The organism is Echinimonas agarilytica (assembly GCF_023703465.1).
In the GTDB taxonomy this organism is placed as follows: Bacteria; Pseudomonadota; Gammaproteobacteria; order Enterobacterales; family Neiellaceae; genus Echinimonas; species Echinimonas agarilytica.
Genome location: NZ_JAMQGP010000005.1, coordinates 1 through 16185, shown reverse-complemented (window position 1 = coordinate 16185; position 16185 = coordinate 1). Strand labels below are relative to the sequence as shown.

General features: G+C 45.8%; 13 protein-coding genes. 4 read left to right on the top strand and 9 right to left on the bottom strand.

Annotated elements, in window-relative coordinates; all coding sequences use genetic code 11:
- Nucleotides 1-84 precede the first annotated feature (84 nt).
- Nucleotides 85-1992, top strand: a complete 1908-nt coding sequence (locus NAF29_RS11740; RefSeq protein WP_251261765.1) for a metallophosphoesterase family protein — start codon at nt 85-87, stop codon at nt 1990-1992.
- Between the two features lie 2 nt (nt 1993-1994).
- On the opposite strand, the gene NAF29_RS11735 is transcribed toward NAF29_RS11740, so the two are convergent.
- A complete protein-coding gene (locus tag NAF29_RS11735) occupies nt 1995-2654 on the bottom strand; it encodes an alpha/beta hydrolase (protein WP_251261764.1) in 660 nt (219 codons plus the stop codon).
- Nucleotides 2655-2754: 100 nt separating this feature from the next.
- Entirely contained in the window at nt 2755-3366 is a 612-nt protein-coding gene (gene bamJ, locus NAF29_RS11730) for a BamJ family beta-barrel-assembly machinery protein (RefSeq protein ID WP_251261763.1), read from the bottom strand.
- A gap of 148 nt (nt 3367-3514) precedes the next feature.
- On the opposite strand from bamJ, the gene glpQ reads away from it, so the two are divergent.
- Together glpQ and NAF29_RS11720 are read left to right on the top strand one after the other, a co-directional pair.
- Nucleotides 3515-4555, top strand: coding sequence for a glycerophosphodiester phosphodiesterase (glpQ, locus tag NAF29_RS11725; protein ID WP_251261762.1), 1041 nt, complete (start codon nt 3515-3517; stop codon nt 4553-4555).
- 66 nt (nt 4556-4621) lie between these two features.
- Nucleotides 4622-5104 carry an FKBP-type peptidyl-prolyl cis-trans isomerase gene (locus NAF29_RS11720; RefSeq protein WP_251261761.1) on the top strand — a complete coding sequence of 161 codons (483 nt, stop codon included), beginning with the start codon at nt 4622-4624 and terminating at the stop codon, nt 5102-5104.
- A gap of 95 nt (nt 5105-5199) precedes the next feature.
- Here the strand turns inward: NAF29_RS11720 and NAF29_RS11715 are convergent, their stop codons facing one another.
- Together NAF29_RS11715 and NAF29_RS11710 are read right to left on the bottom strand one after the other, a co-directional pair.
- Nucleotides 5200-6573: an HlyD family type I secretion periplasmic adaptor subunit gene (locus NAF29_RS11715; protein ID WP_251261759.1), complete on the bottom strand. Its 1374-nt coding sequence runs from the start codon at nt 6571-6573 to the stop codon at nt 5200-5202.
- Nucleotides 6570-8732 (bottom strand): type I secretion system permease/ATPase, encoded by a 2163-nt coding sequence (locus NAF29_RS11710; RefSeq protein ID WP_251261758.1) that lies wholly within the window; start codon nt 8730-8732, stop codon nt 6570-6572. The genes NAF29_RS11715 and NAF29_RS11710 overlap by 4 nt, the downstream gene beginning before the upstream one ends.
- Nucleotides 8733-8855: 123 nt before the next feature.
- On the opposite strand from NAF29_RS11710, the gene NAF29_RS11705 reads away from it, so the two are divergent.
- Entirely contained in the window at nt 8856-9218 is a 363-nt protein-coding gene (locus tag NAF29_RS11705; protein ID WP_251261757.1) for a hypothetical protein, read from the top strand.
- On the opposite strand, the gene NAF29_RS11700 is transcribed toward NAF29_RS11705, so the two are convergent.
- The 5 genes from NAF29_RS11700 to NAF29_RS11680 form a co-directional block, all read right to left on the bottom strand.
- A complete protein-coding gene (locus NAF29_RS11700; RefSeq protein ID WP_251261756.1) occupies nt 9215-11116 on the bottom strand; it encodes a bifunctional diguanylate cyclase/phosphodiesterase in 1902 nt (633 codons plus the stop codon). The genes NAF29_RS11705 and NAF29_RS11700 overlap by 4 nt on opposite strands.
- Complete coding sequence (locus NAF29_RS11695; RefSeq protein ID WP_251261755.1) at nt 11113-11811, bottom strand: transglutaminase-like cysteine peptidase; 699 nt, start codon at nt 11809-11811, stop codon at nt 11113-11115. Before NAF29_RS11695 ends, NAF29_RS11700 begins: the two co-directional genes overlap by 4 nt.
- Nucleotides 11812-11876: 65 nt before the next feature.
- Nucleotides 11877-12905 (bottom strand): OmpA family protein, encoded by a 1029-nt coding sequence (locus NAF29_RS11690; protein WP_251261754.1) that lies wholly within the window; start codon nt 12903-12905, stop codon nt 11877-11879.
- A gap of 27 nt (nt 12906-12932) precedes the next feature.
- Complete coding sequence (locus NAF29_RS11685) at nt 12933-14231, bottom strand: TolC family outer membrane protein (protein WP_251261753.1); 1299 nt, start codon at nt 14229-14231, stop codon at nt 12933-12935.
- A 29-nt stretch (nt 14232-14260) separates the two neighbouring features.
- On the bottom strand, nt 14261-16185 hold a 1925-nt coding region (locus tag NAF29_RS11680; RefSeq protein ID WP_251261752.1), incomplete at its 5' end, for an Ig-like domain-containing protein.

Below are 16185 nucleotides of genomic sequence, written 5' to 3'. Positions count from 1 at the left end.
TACTTTTTGTTGCTGATTCTTGTCCCCTATTTCAACAGCTTCCTGTCTTCTTTTTTATACACGTTCACGCACTGAAAGACAGATATGTCAAAACAACTCCGCGTTACGGTCGATTCTTTCCTCTTAGTAGGAGTAAGCAGCCGACTCATCCTATGCCTTTTATGCCTAACAACCACATTAAGCTTCAGTGCATACACATACGAATTAGGGGTTCCTATTGCGGATTCAAACGCACCGGTCAAAGTCGCTTTTATTACCGATGCACACTTTCAAGATATTTTTGGTGATTTTGAACTTGAATCATTCAAAGGACTCCCTACTAAAACACAACGGGGAGTTCAACATGCAACAATCCGCTCCATGGCAGCACAACTCAAATCAACACGTTTATATAACGAAAGCTACTTCGCTCTGATTGCGACTTTAAATGACTTAGTTCAACGAAACATTAAGCTGGTTGCCCTGCCTGGTGATTTTACAGATGACGGCCAAGCCGTTCATGTCAAAGGGCTCGCCACACTATTGCGGCATTACACTCAAACCCACGGTTTGGAGTTCTTCGTCATTCCGGGCAACCATGATCCCATTCGTCCTTTCAGTGTTGAAGGAGGAAAGTCAGACTTCCTTGCAGGAGACGGCTCTCAATTGTCAATTTACAGTGCTCAACACCCCAAATGCCTGACAGAGAATGTAACCAACATCCACTGTACGAACGCTATCAAGCCTTGGGGCTACCCCGAAATAATGGCAGCATTGTCCGAGTTTGGGCTGTCTCCACAACCGCATTACCGGCACTATGAAACTCCTTTTTCATTCTTTCAAATAGATCCAATCGCTGCTGTTGAGTCTCGCCCTCGCCAATTTGAGATCTGTGAATCAGCCAATCATTGCCTTACAGTTCCTGACGCCAGCTATCTAGTAGAGCCCATTGATGGCTTGTGGCTACTAGCCATCGATTCCAACGTGTATGTACCGAGAGCTAAAAACGATCCCAAAGCTGATTATGATCCATTTAAAGGCTCAAGTAACGCCGGCTACAACGCGTTACTTCGTTACAAACCTCAACTCGTAGGCTGGATTTCAGATGTGGTGAAACGCGCACGTATTTACAATAAGAATTTGATTGCCTTTAGTCATTTCCCAATCGCTGGTTTTAATGATGATGCAGACTTAGAGATGGCCGCGTTATTTAGAGCCGATGCGTTGCAACAGCGTCGTTCACCAACCCTGCAAACATCTCAAGCGCTCGCAGATACGGGGTTGAAACTTCATATTGCTGGGCACATGCATATTAATGATACTCAGGTGGTTAGGGGTAGGCACGGCAATACCCTTTTCAATATTCAGGCTCCTTCGCTGGTTGGTTATAAACCCGGCTACAAATTATTGACGATTCAATCCCCTAGTATTTATGAGTTTGAAACCATCACTCTTGAGCAAATAGATCACTTCGACCAGCTGTTCCAGCATTATGAAAAAGAATTCAATACACTTTCTGAGCAAAATCGCTGGAATTCTGAAATTCTAGAGGCCCGCAACTATTCTGAGTTGACGGAATGGCATTTGAAAGAATTGGTAAGATTGAGGTTCTTACCCAAGGATTGGCCTGCGCCGCTGGTGAACTATTTAACCCACTCAACATCTGACGATATTAGGGGGTTGATGCAGCAATGCGGGTATTTTGATGCGCCGCCACTCACCAAGGAGATGGGCGCAATTGATGGGCTTGAAATAGCCAATGATTTTTATCGGCTCCGAAATGCCGACCACCTCTTTGATCTACCATCACACCGCCGAGCCATTTACCAAAGCTTAGACAATTTTACATTGACAGATTCTGTCTGCGACCGCGATTCAAAGTACCATACCATCACAGTTCAATTGAGTAATCTGTTTAAGATCATCAATAAAAGTATGCTAAGCCAGCCAAGCGATCATTTTCAAATTGATTTGGAGCACGATCGCTTAAAGGCTTTGAAAAGACAGAGATAGGGCTACAACGCCAATACTTTACTGAAAAAGGCACCGATGTCTTTCAGCTGTGGCATGCACACCTCATGACCCATCGCGTAACGACGATAGGCAGGTCGAAAGCCAAGCCTGAATAAATCGTTTTGTGCCTCTTTTGCCATTCTTTCAGTCACCATCTCATCTCGAAATCCGTGATGAATCTCAATTGGAGTGGCACGATTAGCAGTGCTAATGATCATGCGCTCAGCGGTAGGGAAGTAAGTCGATAAAGCTAACACTCCGCCCAGAGGCTTTTCATAGCGCAGCGCCGTTTCATATGCGACCGCGCCGCCTTGAGAAAAACCAGCCAAAATAATCCGTTTTGAATCAATACCAGCTTCTACATGTAGGTCGATAAGTTCTTTAATAGCAAGGCTCGAGGCGCGTAACTGCGGCACATTGAAGTCGCGGCGTTCAGACAACGCCACAATGTCGTACCAGCCCGGCATTAAATATCCTGCATTGATTGTAATCGGAATAGCCGGTGCGTTCGGAAATACAAATCGAATGGCCGATGCCTCAGGTAAGCCTAAATGCGCAATGGCTGGAACAAAATCACTGCCACTCGCCCCTAAGCCATGTAACCAAATGACGAGCGCATCTGGCGTATCTGCGGTTTGTCTTACGATACATTCTAATTCCATCGCATGCCCTTACTAAAACGATTGAAGCCACAAGACTAACAAATTCGGCAAAAAAAAAGCAGAGCCTACCGGCCCTGCTTTTTATCTTTAAACAATGAATTTATTCAATGCCTAATAATTCGACTTCAAATACCAGTACTGAATATGGAGGGATGCTGCCTGCACCTTGTTCGCCATATGCTAGGTTTTGAGGAATCGTTAAACGCCACTTAGAACCAACTGTCATCAATTGGAGCGCTTCAACCCAACCAGGAATCACACCTGTCACAGGGAAGCTAATTGGCTCACCGCGATCAACAGAGCTGTCGAATACAGTTCCATCAGTCAACATGCCGTGATAGTGAACATTTACTTTATTTTCAGCTGTTGGCTTGTCACCTTCACCGGCAACCAATACTTCGTACTGTAAGCCAGACTCAGTAACTTGAACGCCATCTTTAGCAGCGTTGTCGTTTAAGTAAACCTCACCTGCTTTGATGTTTGATTCGTATTTCGCTTGCTCTTGCTCGCGCATACGTTGGCTAATCACAGCAAATGCAGCATTAATGTCGTCCGCTGGGATTGCAAATTCTTCACCACGTAAAGAGTCTGCTAAACCTTGTTGAACGGCTTCAATATCGACTCCGTCGAATGCTTGTTGCGCTAATTGATCACCCATCTGACGGCCAACGCCGTAGCTAGCCTTTTTTTCGTCAGTATTGTACTCAGCCATGATTTCTCCGCTGCTGTTGAGCCATAAAAGTGAGGCATGTTACCAGACCCCAAATAAAAATGCGCTCGATCATAGTTAGAAACAATAACCTTCTACACAACCCCCCTTTAGCTATGCTTACAAGATGTTATTTCCAAAGATAAAAATCATGAACCTATTAAAATCAATTTTTGTGGTTTTAAGTCTTTTAATATGCGCAAACGCAATTGCTGTAGATATCATTGCTCATCGCGGGGCTTCAGGTGTTTTGCCCGAGCACACCTTAGTCTCGGTTGCGTACGCTCACGCCGCGGGTGCCGATTACATTGAGCAAGATGTGGTGTTAACCAAAGACGATATTCCAATCGTAATGCATGACATTTATCTAGAACAAACCACCAATGTGGCCGATATTTTTCCAAAAAGAAAACGCGAAGATGGCCACTTCTATGCCATTGATTTTACCGTGCAGGAAATTCAATACTTAGAGGTGCATGAGCGCGTAGCCCCAGGCACCAATAAACCCATCTTTCCGAATCGATTTCCGTTGCAGATGACCCAATTTAGAGTGCCAACCTTGGAACAAGAAATTAAATTAATTCAAGGACTCAACCATTCGACAAGGCTGGACGTGGGACTCTACGTTGAATTGAAGAATCCACAATGGCACCGCGACAATGGTAAAAACCTAGCCACACACACCCTCGGACTATTGGCTCAATATGGCTACGAAAATGCGGACGACAATGCATTTATTCAGAGCTTTGATGCGAAAGAGCTCAAATTGATATTTACCCAACAACTCACAAACTTAAAACTGATCCAATTGATTGGTGAAAATGATTGGAACCTTGCTGAAACTGATTTTGATGCGATGAAAACAAGCGAGGGAATAACCGAAGTGGCAACTTATGCAGCGGGAATTGGTCCGTGGTGGAAACAACTTTTAATGTTAAGTGATGACAAGATCATCACCACTGATTTAACCCGCTTTGCTCACCAGCACAAATTACTGGTTCACCCTTACACTTTCAGAATAGAAGAGGTTCCCGCCAAAGCGCATGACTATGAACACCTACTCAAAGTCATCGTGCAAACCTTACAAGTCGATGCGATATTTACCGACAATCCACTCAGAACTGCCAAATTTGTTTCAAGATCCGTTATTTTGAATGATTTTAAGCATGAACCTAAAGCAGGAAAAAGGTAGACTGATGCCTGAAAAAACACACTTAGCATTAATCACACCGACGCCCCAATTTTTAGGAAAACAAGCATGAAAGTGGCCAAAGATAACGTTGTTATATTGCACTACTCGGTTCATTCGCAAGAGACATTGCTCGATTCATCACTTGATGGCGAGCCGTTAAATATTATTCAAGGCCATGGCCAGCTCATTCCAGGCTTAGAAGCCGCGCTTGATGGCAAAGCTAAAGGCGATACCTTTACAGTTGAAATTGAAGCCGATCAGGCTTACGGCCAACGTCATGAAACACTCATGCAGGCGGTTTCAAAAGAAATGTTTGAAGGTATGGATGTACAAGCAGGGATGCAGTTTCGCGCAACAACAGAAGCGGGCGATCAATCAGTTATCGTACTGGATGTGACAGACGATGAAGTCATTGTGGACGGAAACCATCCATTAGCAGGAATGGATTTGACCTTTGATGTGGAAGTGGTTGATGTGCGTGAAGCTACGGCTGAAGAACTCGCACATGGCCATGTACATAGCGCTGGCGGTTGTGGCCACAACCACTAAATTTTTTGAGTCGCCGTTGAGCATGAATCAACGGCGACTCTTTAATGTGACTGAAGCGCTGACTTTTTATCTTCCTTTCACTCTGCGTGTTCTCATTACCGTTCTCTCAAAGCATTAGCACGCGCTCGCGTGATCGGTTTAAGCAAGTAATCCAGAACGGATTTTTTGCCCGTCATGATGTCTACCGAAGTCAGCATTCCGGTAATAATCGGCAACGGAGCCTGTTCATTGCCCAAATAGCTTTTCTCAGTTTCAACACGCACAAGATAAAAGCTGTTTCCTTCTTCATCAAGCACTGTATCTGGGCTCACATTCACAACTTTGCCATTGATGCCACCATAAATAGCAAAGTCATATGCTGTAAATTTAACAACAGCAGAGAGATCATTGCGAATAAAGGCAATATCTTCGGGTTTGATCTTGGCTTCAACGAGCAACTTGCCATCTATGGGTACAATTTCAACCAGATTCATACCCGGCTGCACCACTCCACCCACAGTATTAATGTTGAGCTTTTGAATGGTTCCGTTCACAGGTGAGCGCACTAAAGTCCGATTTACCTTGTCTTCCAACCCCACTCTGGACTCAACGATTTTTCCACTTTCAGATTCAAAACGGCTGAGGTCACGCAACGATTCGGAGCGAAATTTAGCGGCGACTTCTTCACGTTTCTCTAGCGTTTCCTCAATGGTATTCCGTGCTTTAGGAATGGCTAAACGTGCAGCGTTCATTTCGCCTTTGAGGTTATTCTCTTCTCTAAGTTTCTGTAAAAACTCAATTTGAGATACAACGCCCTCTTCAACTAAGGGTCTCATTAACTCAATTTCTTGCTCGGCCAAATGATAGCTGCGTGTCACGCTAACCAACTTACCTTGCAATGCCGACAAGTCATTTTCAGCTTGCTCTCGTTGCTGCTCCAACACTTCCATAGCACTTGTTAAGCCATTAATTCGGCCTCGAAGAACTCGCCGCTCACGCTTTGTTAAAGTGGGGAGTTCTTCATCAAATTCAGACAGAAATGCATCACTGACGATTACAGTTTGCTCCTCCTCTGAGACTGAATTGGCAAAGGTATCCACTGATGCAATCTCATCTTTAAGGCGAGCAATAATCACCCGATGATCGTCATACGAACGGTTGCGCTCACGAAACTCTGAATTGAGCAAGGTATCATCAAGACGAATTAAAGGGGTACCAACCTCAACCGCTTGCCCCTCCTTGATAAAAATCTCCGCAACGATGCCGCCTTCAAGATTCTGAATCACCTGCATTTGCTGCGATGGAATGACTTTCCCAGAACCCACTGCAACTTCATCTATTTCAGCAAACGCGGCCCACATCAACGCAAGCACCAAAAAAATACCGATGGACCAAAGCATGGTTCGGGCACCTTTCGGCGTATTAAGCAACATAGCAGCAGAGCGATCTGACATTAAACTGAGCTCTTGATCGGTTGGTTGTTGTTTCATGTTTTATCCACCTGCAAGCGCCCAGAGCGCAACGCATCTTGCACCACGGCTTTGGGTCCATCCGCAATGATACGCCCCTGTTCCACTACAATCAGTCGGTCCACCATGCTCAACATAGATGACTTGTGGGTAATCAAAAGTAGCGTTTTATCAGGCACGATATCCGCCAACCGATTTCTTAGGCGAACCTCGCTGGTGTTATCCATCGATGCAGTCGGCTCATCAAACACTAATACAGGAGGGTCAAGCAACAGTGCTCTTGCCAATGCCACGGCTTGGCGCTGACCTCCTGACAAATTAGAACCTTGCTCGGCTATACTCATGTCCAGTCCTTGTGGGTGTCGCGCAGCAAATTCAGCAACACCAGAGAGCTCTGCAGCTCTGAGCACGGCATCATCACTCACCCAAGGAACACCCAAGGTCAAGTTATCGCGAAGTGTGCCATAAAACAGGGTCACATCCTGCGGTACCACGCCCATCATATGCCGAATATGAGACGGGCTTAGCTGACGACCATCCACATTATCAAACGAGATGCTGCCTCGTGTGGCTTCATACATCGCAGTTATCAGTTTACCCAAGGTCGACTTACCCGAACCAATACGACCAATAATGGCAACTTTTTCGCCCGCTTTAATCGACAAATTAATGTCATTTAAGGCCATATTTTGCTGGTCTGGATAATGAAAATTGACGTCCTTCAAATCGATGTTGCCCAGTAGCTTTTCGCGATAGAGAAACCGTTTCTCTTCAGGGAGTTCAACAGGCAGTTTCATAATGTCATTGAGCATGACAAAAGCTGACTTGGTTTGGTTGTAGCGAGTGGCCAGCTGCGCCACTTGCGCCATAGGCTGCAGTGCACGAGTCGATAACATCACTGAAGCGATGAGCCCCCCCATCGATAACTCGCCAATGTTAATGAGGTAAACCCCAGCCACAATCAAGAATACGGTTGTGGCTTGCAGGCACAAAGAAGCAACACTCGACACCGATGTCGCATAGCGGCGACTATTTGCATTCCATTCAGCAATATGGCCGTTGGCTTGCTCCCAACGTTGCTGCATTTGCCCCTCTGCACCGGTCAACTTGATGGTTTCAAGACCATTCAAGGCTTCAATAAGAGTGGCATTTTTAAGGCTAGACATTCGACCAGCCTCATCCACTGCGCGACTCATCGGCCCTTGCGCCCAAGCACTGTAGGCAATAATAATCGCAACCATAGCCAGAGGAATCGCAACAATCCAACCTCCGAGCATTGCCACAATAATAAAAAACACCAAGGTAAATGGCACATCAATCACTGCCGTAATCGTAGCGGATGTAATAAACTCTCGGATGGAATCAAATTCTTGTAAGTGACGCGCAAAAGCACCCACTGAAGGGGGGCGCGATGCCATTTTAACGCCCAACACACGTTCCAATATGCTGGCCGAAATCAATATCTCTGATTTTTTCCCGGCTACATCGATAAAATGAGATCGAAGCTGGCGAAGAATAAAGTCAAATACAAACACCAGTAAAACCCCAATAGCCAGTACCCAAAGCGTATCAACAGCATTATTAGGGACGACTCGATCGTACACGTTCATCACGAACAACGGACTCGCCAGCGCAAACAAACTAATCAGAAAAGAAGCGACCAACACATCCCGATAAATGCGCCAACTGCGCTTGAGAGTCCCCCAAAACCAGTGTTCATCTTTATTTTCTAGTGTTTCGGGGGCACGCTCGTCAAAACGCACCTGGGGTTTCACAAACAATGCATAGCCTTCATAGCTATTGCCTAGTTCGTCTAAATCAATTGTGGTTTCACCTTCGCCTGATTCCAGCACAATGATGCGCGCGCGCTGTTGATCGACTGATTGCAAGATCACAGCACTTTTGTCGCGCATTAATAATACAGCCGGCAAAAGTTCAGGTTTGATATCAGCCAAAGAACGTTTCAACATGCGTGCAGACAAACTGGCCCTTGATGCTGCTCTCATAAACAATTCAGGTGTAAAGCGATTGTCTTGCAAGGGTAGGCCCGCGGCTAAGTCATCTCTAGCCACAGGGTTGCCGTACCACTTACTGAGAAAAGTCAGCGCATCGAGCAATGGGTCGAGATGTGCATTTTCCTTCCCAGAAACGCGCCATTCGTCGGTTTTTTGATTCACCATGCAAATCCTGTATTTTGAGCTCCAACCACTCGAAGACTCTCAGTGTGACTCAATTTATGCCATTATAGTAACAACAAGCGTTAGATTTTATTAAAATACCAACAAAATTAGAGTGTTGCTGTTATGTTTTTCGTAAAAAGAAATGTTGATAACAAAATTGTAGCGATTGCCGATGTGGAAATAGACGGTTGCGATGAACAGTTAGCCGCAAATCACCCCGACATCATTGGTTTTTTGAAGTCAGCCAGTGCAACTCAACACACCGCGTTAGATCAGCTGCAGGACTCCGACGTCACACTCATTCGTGTGTTAGAGGACATGATTAACTTATTGGTTAAAAAAAACATCATTCAATTCACAGAGCTACCTGAAGCCGCTCAAGAAAAACTGACTGACCGTAAACAGTTCAGATCCATGCTGCTCGATGAAATGAGTACTGACAACACTCTGCTCACCGAGCAATCTGATGATGATTCACTCATCTAAACACGTTTGGTGATATAACCTTGAAAGCCGTCAACACCGGCTTTCAGTATCGCCTCTAACTGCTCATCAGACTCAACACTGGTGCCGTATACGGGAATATTTAAATTATGAACGGTATTCCCTATCGCGGTAATAATGCTCGTTGTTTCGGGGTCAACATGACGGCACAGCGATGGCGCGAGTTTGACGTAATCAGGCCGCAATACTGTTAAGTAATCGAGGCTTCGACTGCCAACCCCCAGATTATCGACCCCAAAGCCAAAGCCAAGCGATCGCAATACGGTTACAAAGCTGGTAATTGCGCGTAAGTCTCGGCTCACGGATACCTCAGTGACTTCGAAAATAAGTAAACTACGGCGATTATCTGGCACTTCAGCTAGGGCTTTAAGGAAATGGGTATCCCGAACAGACGATAAGGATACATTCATCACCACAGGGATCGTGATGTTGTCATTTTCAAAAATACGCTCAATCACAGCGCGATCAAGCTTCGAACCCAAATCAAACTGATCGATCACAGGAACAAATAAGCCTGCACTCAATGATTGTCCTGTCTCATCATGAATCCGCGCATAAACCTCGTGATGAATGGGGCCTTCTCCCAAACTTTTAACAAGTGGCTGATAACTGAGCTCAAGATCATTGAGCTTCAATCGTTCATGCAAAAGATCAACCCACTCCTGACCGGAACGAAGTTTCTGATTATCTCCGGGTTCCGCCCACAACCAAGGGTTAATTCCAACGCTGTGTGCATCTCGAAGCGCTTGGTCAAGCCGAGTAAATACATCAGTGACATATTCATCGGTTCGAACCACAATACCAGCCAACACCGATACCGCTTCATGCGGGGCAATCCCAACTCGATACAGTCCTGCCATTTTGCTTGAAATGTCAGACAGACGTGCCGATAGGTCATCATCGGGAAGCACTGGTACCAGCACAGCAAAATCAGTTTCAGATAGACGCCCGATGACGACACCATCTTCTTTAAATACACTTTCTAAAGCTCGCACCGTAGATTTCAGAATATCCAACCATGCCTTGTAACCGTTATTCTTTCTAATTTTGTCGCGCTCAAGTAACGACAACATCACCACGGCTAATGGTTCTCGCTCATCAATTCTCACATTTAACTCACTGACGAAGTAACGCCGATTTGAAACGTGCGTCTCACCGTCTTGTTGAACCTTAACACGCAGTAACTCCAACTGTTTTGCATTGGATTGGAACCGCTCGCTTAGCAGCCCAGTGAGATGATTCATGGCTTTTACAACCCGCTTTAATTCAGGCGTTGCAGGGTTTGGAATGCGATAAGTGAAATCACGTTCTTCAATCGCATGTACTTGGCGTTCGATATGGCCCAATGGCTTAGAGATAACCCAACGCAATACCAAAGCCGCTACTGCCGCGCATAACACAAATAAGCCCCCGTAGAACATCAATAGGCGTTGCCCAAGTGACCACAGTTGCTGTTGGATATAGCCTGGATGCCCCTCAATACGAACATGAGCGACTTCGTTCCAACCATTAGTAATTGGCGCTTCGGCGATCACAGGCTCAAATTCAAATAGCTGCGTAAACCATTCTGGAACATCACCAGGTTGAGCGCTGTTGACGCGGCGAATCGTTTCATCATTTTCATATACCAATACTTCAATACTTTTGTAATACGCGCCATCAAATGCGGCCCACACCGTTGATTCAGCCAGAGCTTGGTCGTACGGCTGCAGAATGGGAGCTAATCGCATACCCAAAGAGGTCAAGGCACTTTCCGCCGTGACCCTCAATTGGCCCTCCATGTATGTGGCGCTATTTTTTAGATTCAGCGTCATAACCGCAGTCAGCGATAAAACTGTGATCATGATGAGCAGCAGCAATACTTGACGATACAAACTCATGGCGTTTCCTTATCGGCACTAACAGTAAGGTCAGCACCTTGTTTAACAAATTCAGATAATCGTTGACGGAGATCTTTCCACAGACTCAGGCGCTCAGAACCCCCCACAAGTTGGCCTTCACCGCGTGCTTTTGCAAGCCACAGATAGTCTGCATCAAAACTATAAATTGGAATGAGGTCGCCCCGCTCAGTCGCAGGCTTGATTTCAGGGTCGATATTGTCCAGTACTAGAGGCACCGCACCGCGCTTATGGTAGTAGGTCAACACCATGTGGTGCTGGTTGTAACGCACTGCTTTGACGTACATTAAACGTAATTTTTCTTGCGGGAACCCCATTTCAAGTAAGGTGAAGTATTTTGCAATGGTAAAATCTTCGCAGTCTCCGGCTCCTCGGCCTATAAACTCAACAGGTGTTGCCCAATAATCATTCTTTTTCCAAACCACAGAATCTTCAGCAAACAAAAAACCATTGAAATAGTCGTTCACAGCTTTGAGCTGAACGACTTCATAGCTACTTAAGTTTTTTTGGATGAGTTTCTGCCATGACGCTCCACGGGTAGCAGCATCTTGGCCATATTTACTATTGAGCGTCTGAATGATTTTAGAGAAATCGAGCTCTTGATTGGCACTGTACACGCCCACCGCAAGACAAAGCGACAACCATGTGAGTATCAATATTGAAAACGCTCTTGGCATTAAATCAATCACCTTCCACAAGGAGAAGCTTGAGTGTAGCCAGAGCACATTAAAGAAGGCAAAAACTAAAGCTCAATTTGAGAAATAGGAGCAGCTTCTTTCACTGACATTTCAACCATTATTCGTCGGTTTTCAGCTTCATCTTTAGCTGACGTTTCAGGCTCCACTAATGGTTGAGTCTCTCCATATCCCATCGTTGAAACCCTAGATGCGTCGGTTTGATAACGGTGAATCAGTATATCTTTGACAGCTTCCGCGCGACGTTCAGATAAGCGCTGATTATATTGTTCCGAACCTACCAGCGATGTATGGCCTTCAACCACAATATTAAGCTGTGGATGTTGCTTCATAAAGTCGGCAATGTCAGCCACATTGTTGTAATAACTAGCAGGGACTTCAGCGCTGTCGTTTTCGAAATGAACCGTGACTTTTTCGACAATAGCCTGTTCACGGAATAATGTGCACCCTGTGTTATCCACACTATAGCCCGCTGGCGTATGCAAACAGTCATCAATGTGATTCGCAACCCCATCTTGGTCGTCATCGCTAAAACTTGATGGAACTGACTTGGAACCAAAGAAATACTGAATGCCAATAGAAGCCATAAAGTCTGTGGTTTCATCGTCAAAACCATAAAGGCCTTGCACCTCACCTGTCATCGCCCACTCTGGTGTAAAGTGATAACGCGCCCCCAAGCCTAACTGTGCTCCGGTCTGGGAATTACTATCGAAATCTTGATAATGTGGGCCAATGAAAATGTAGTTGTAGTTGTTGTTTAGGAAATACAATACGTCTGCGGCATACCACATGGCTGACTCATCACTTTTCTGGTCAGCCACATCCAGTTGTGAGTGCTCTACTCGAAAGCGCAGCTCGATATGGTCATTTGAGAAAGGGCGCATGCCAAATTCACCGCCAAAGAATGGGCCTCGCTTAAGTTCATTGCCCCCATCAACAGGGTGACTACCATCCATTTCTGCGTGTCCAATATGGCCACCCACGTAATACAAATAGTTTTTTTCAACCATTTCACCGGTATTGGCACTGCTTCCCCATGCCAACGCAGATATCAGCGCAACGATATAATATTTCATAATTTCATCCCTGAAAATTGTCTAGCGTTATTGTGCGGACGTAAGTTGTTGGTAAAGCTCACCCACCGCCTCTAAGATGCGAGCTTTAGACAATTCATAATCAATACGTGCATCTAGGTGTTGATTCTGTGCACCAAATAATTCGTTTTCAGAATCTAGAAGATCAAGTAATGTTCGCTTGCCTAAGTTAAATTCTTTTTTATACGAGTCGCGCGTTCGCTCAGAAGCTGCGGCATATTGAGCCAAAAACTTCTCTTGGCGCTCTAACATTTGAAAGGCTGACCAAGAGAGCTTGAGTCGCTGGCGTGCGTCACGATGGGTGTTGCTGTTGATCGCGCGAGCTTGTTCAACAACAAAAGCTGACGCTCTTTCGGAGGCCTTATCAGATCCTCCACGGAATATATTCCAACGCATTTGCACCATAGCACCGTAGTTCTTATTACTGCCGTTGGTGCCGTCTAAATCTTCACCGTAATCACCGAACAAGACCAAGTCGACTTCTGGGTAGTAGCTAGACTTACTGTAATCGTAACGGCTCTCAGCTTCTTTAATATCAGCTCTTGAGGCAAGAACAATAGGATTACCCAACCTCACTTGCTCTTCTGCATCGGCCAAAGATCTCGGCAACATTGCGGCATTAAAACTGAACGGTTGCAGCTGATGCGGAGCCAATTCGCCAATCACTTGCTGATACGAGGCTTCTGCGTCAAGTAAATTATTTTGCGCAGCAATGACATTAGACTCGGCATTATTTAAGCGGCTTTCAATTTGTGACTGGTCGGCTTTAGTGCCGACACCTCGCTCTACTCGACTCGAAATTTGCTGATAAATAACACGATGATTTTCTAAGTTTATTTTAGATAATTCATAATGTTGACGATGGCGTAATACATCAAGATAGACTTGGCTGGCGGCAAGAGCAATGCTTTGCGTCATGCCTTGGCGTTCATATTCTCGAGCTTGAGTAAACGCCTCTGTTCGACGCACATCGTTAGATGTAGCTTGACCATCAAACAGCATTTGACGCGCTTCAAAACCAATTCGGCCGTTATTCCAAGTTTCATCATCAGTTTGCGACGCGCGTGTCGATGGCGTGTCAACGACCTCATACCCCCAGTCGGCGGTTATATCAACTGATGGTAAATACCCGCCTTTCGCTTGCTCGACAATTTGCTCACCTTCTCTAACCTTGCGATCACTCTGAATTAATTGAGGATGCGTTTGTACTGCGAGCTCTACAATATTGGGAAGGCTACTAGCCTGAACTGGGTGCCCAAACACCGTTACGAAGCAGCAGAACGCTGCCGATAAAAATGAAGACTTCATAGATTTATCCTGAAACTGTGTTCCCTTAATTAAATATCAACATCTACTTTTATTTCTGGAAGGCTTTCGCCCCCGCTTCCTTGACCACCCGCACCAGCATTCGCGGGAACCGGATCTTGTCCGGGCAGCATGTCATCTAATTCATTTGGCGTTTCCAAAAGCTCATCAACAAACAAAGCATTCACTTGCGGTGCTTGAGTATCGGAGAGGCCTACTACTTCGACCGTTACAGTTCCCGTAACTTCATTTCCAAATTCATCTGTGATGGTATAGGTGAAGGTGTCTTTTTCTCCTTCTCCCAGTTCTAAGTCATCAAATTCTCCATTCGGATCATATTCAAATGAGCCATCAGGATTTTGAGTTATCGTGCCTTTTTCGGGCTGGGTGAAACCGATAATTTCCAATGAATCACCGTCCAAGTCGGTATCATTGTCCAATAGCAGCGAAGGTTCTATGAGAAAAGGTGAGTCTTCGGTTGTGATGAGCCCGCCTTGGATCACGTCTGCCTCAACATACTTCACATAATAATCGGAAGAGTCTTTACCATCGTCCGCAGCACCTTTGACATACTCGGCTGCTTCAAAACGAATTTCATCAAAGAAAAGCCCTCCCAAATCGATATTTACATCGCCTTCACTTTTACCATACTTAGCATAAAAGGTATCACTGGCGACTTCTTCTCCATTGAGGTAAGCCTTCCAAACGCCTTGTTCAATGCTCTTACCCTGCTCGTTGTAATACATATTTCGGAAGCCGAAGCTGGCAGACGTTGTCATTCCCCCTAAATTAACGGATAGAAACTCAGAGGTACCCGACTCTGCGCCATTTGAATTGTCGCTACGGTATTCAATTTGTCCTGCCGCTGGACCGCCATACTTATCATTCGATTTAACGCCAATAACCGGCATTCCGCCTTGACTGGTAATATGGGCTGAAGCGCTTACACCATCAATTCCAGATCCTGCGGTGATAGTTCCGTCATCCACTGCATCTTTCCAACTCACAAACGTTTCATCGCCATCACCAGCCTGACCAAAGCGGAACGTTTCTATGACGAAACCAATGTCATCTTCTGCAGTAGGGGCTCTGTTGGAATCAAGTGTTGTGAAATCACGTGTGGATTCGATGGGGTCGTTGCCTAACGCATCATTGGTCGTTGCAGTGGCGGTATAGGATGCATCTTCAGGCAATCCTGACAAGTCGGCATCGAGTATTTCCCAATTGCCATTTTCATCCACGATAGCTTTGCCCGTGTAGACTTCTGAATCTTGGTCATCGGTGATCGTTACATTGACCCGTTGCCCTTCTTCAATACCGCTGGTAGTACCGTTAATACTCACAGCTCTGTCTTCTGAATCATCCACCACATCATCGCCAGCAATAACGTTGATAGAAATAGTATCTGGAGGTGTTGCGATCTCAAAATCGACTTCAGAGGTTTCAGCAGCATCACCTTGCGCATCGACTCCATCGATAGTCGCAGTGTAATCGCCATCGGCTAACGCTGCGCCATCGGGCAGTGTGAATTCCCACGAGCCATCAAGCTCTGGCGTGACGGCGTATTCAACACCGTTCACCGTCAACGTTAAATCACCCACGGTATTATCCGAGGTACCACTAAAGGTTGGCGTGGTGTCTTCCGGATCGTTGGTCACAGTTATACTGACTTCTGGCACTAGGCCAATGGTGAAGTCGGCATCTGAGGTTTCAGCAGCATCGCCTTGCGCATCGACTCCATCGATAGTCGCAGTGTACTCGCCATCGGCTAACGCTGCGCCATCGGGCAGTGTGAATTCCCACGAGCCATCAAGCTCTGGCGTGACCGCGTATTCAACACCGTTCACCGTCAACGTTAAATCACCCACGGTATTATCCGAGGTACCACTAAAGGTTGGCGTGGTGTCTTCCGGATCGTTGGTCACAGTTATACTGACTTCTGGCACTAGGCCAATGG

Bases quoted from the DNA above. Each gene is read 5' to 3' on its own strand.
- NAF29_RS11740 (WP_251261765.1), top strand. From the start codon at position 85: ATGTCAAAACAACTCCGCGTTACGGTCGATTCTTTCCTCTTAGTAGGA.
- NAF29_RS11735 (WP_251261764.1), bottom strand. From the start codon at position 2,654: ATGGAATTAGAATGTATCGTAAGACAAACCGCAGATACGCCAGATGCG.
- bamJ (WP_251261763.1), bottom strand. From the start codon at position 3,366: ATGGCTGAGTACAATACTGACGAAAAAAAGGCTAGCTACGGCGTTGGC.
- glpQ (WP_251261762.1), top strand. From the start codon at position 3,515: ATGAACCTATTAAAATCAATTTTTGTGGTTTTAAGTCTTTTAATATGC.
- NAF29_RS11720 (WP_251261761.1), top strand. From the start codon at position 4,622: ATGAAAGTGGCCAAAGATAACGTTGTTATATTGCACTACTCGGTTCAT.
- NAF29_RS11715 (WP_251261759.1), bottom strand. From the start codon at position 6,573: ATGAAACAACAACCAACCGATCAAGAGCTCAGTTTAATGTCAGATCGC.
- NAF29_RS11710 (WP_251261758.1), bottom strand. From the start codon at position 8,732: ATGGTGAATCAAAAAACCGACGAATGGCGCGTTTCTGGGAAGGAAAAT.
- NAF29_RS11705 (WP_251261757.1), top strand. From the start codon at position 8,856: ATGTTTTTCGTAAAAAGAAATGTTGATAACAAAATTGTAGCGATTGCC.
- NAF29_RS11700 (WP_251261756.1), bottom strand. From the start codon at position 11,116: ATGAGTTTGTATCGTCAAGTATTGCTGCTGCTCATCATGATCACAGTT.
- NAF29_RS11695 (WP_251261755.1), bottom strand. From the start codon at position 11,811: ATGCCAAGAGCGTTTTCAATATTGATACTCACATGGTTGTCGCTTTGT.
- NAF29_RS11690 (WP_251261754.1), bottom strand. From the start codon at position 12,905: ATGAAATATTATATCGTTGCGCTGATATCTGCGTTGGCATGGGGAAGC.
- NAF29_RS11685 (WP_251261753.1), bottom strand. From the start codon at position 14,231: ATGAAGTCTTCATTTTTATCGGCAGCGTTCTGCTGCTTCGTAACGGTG.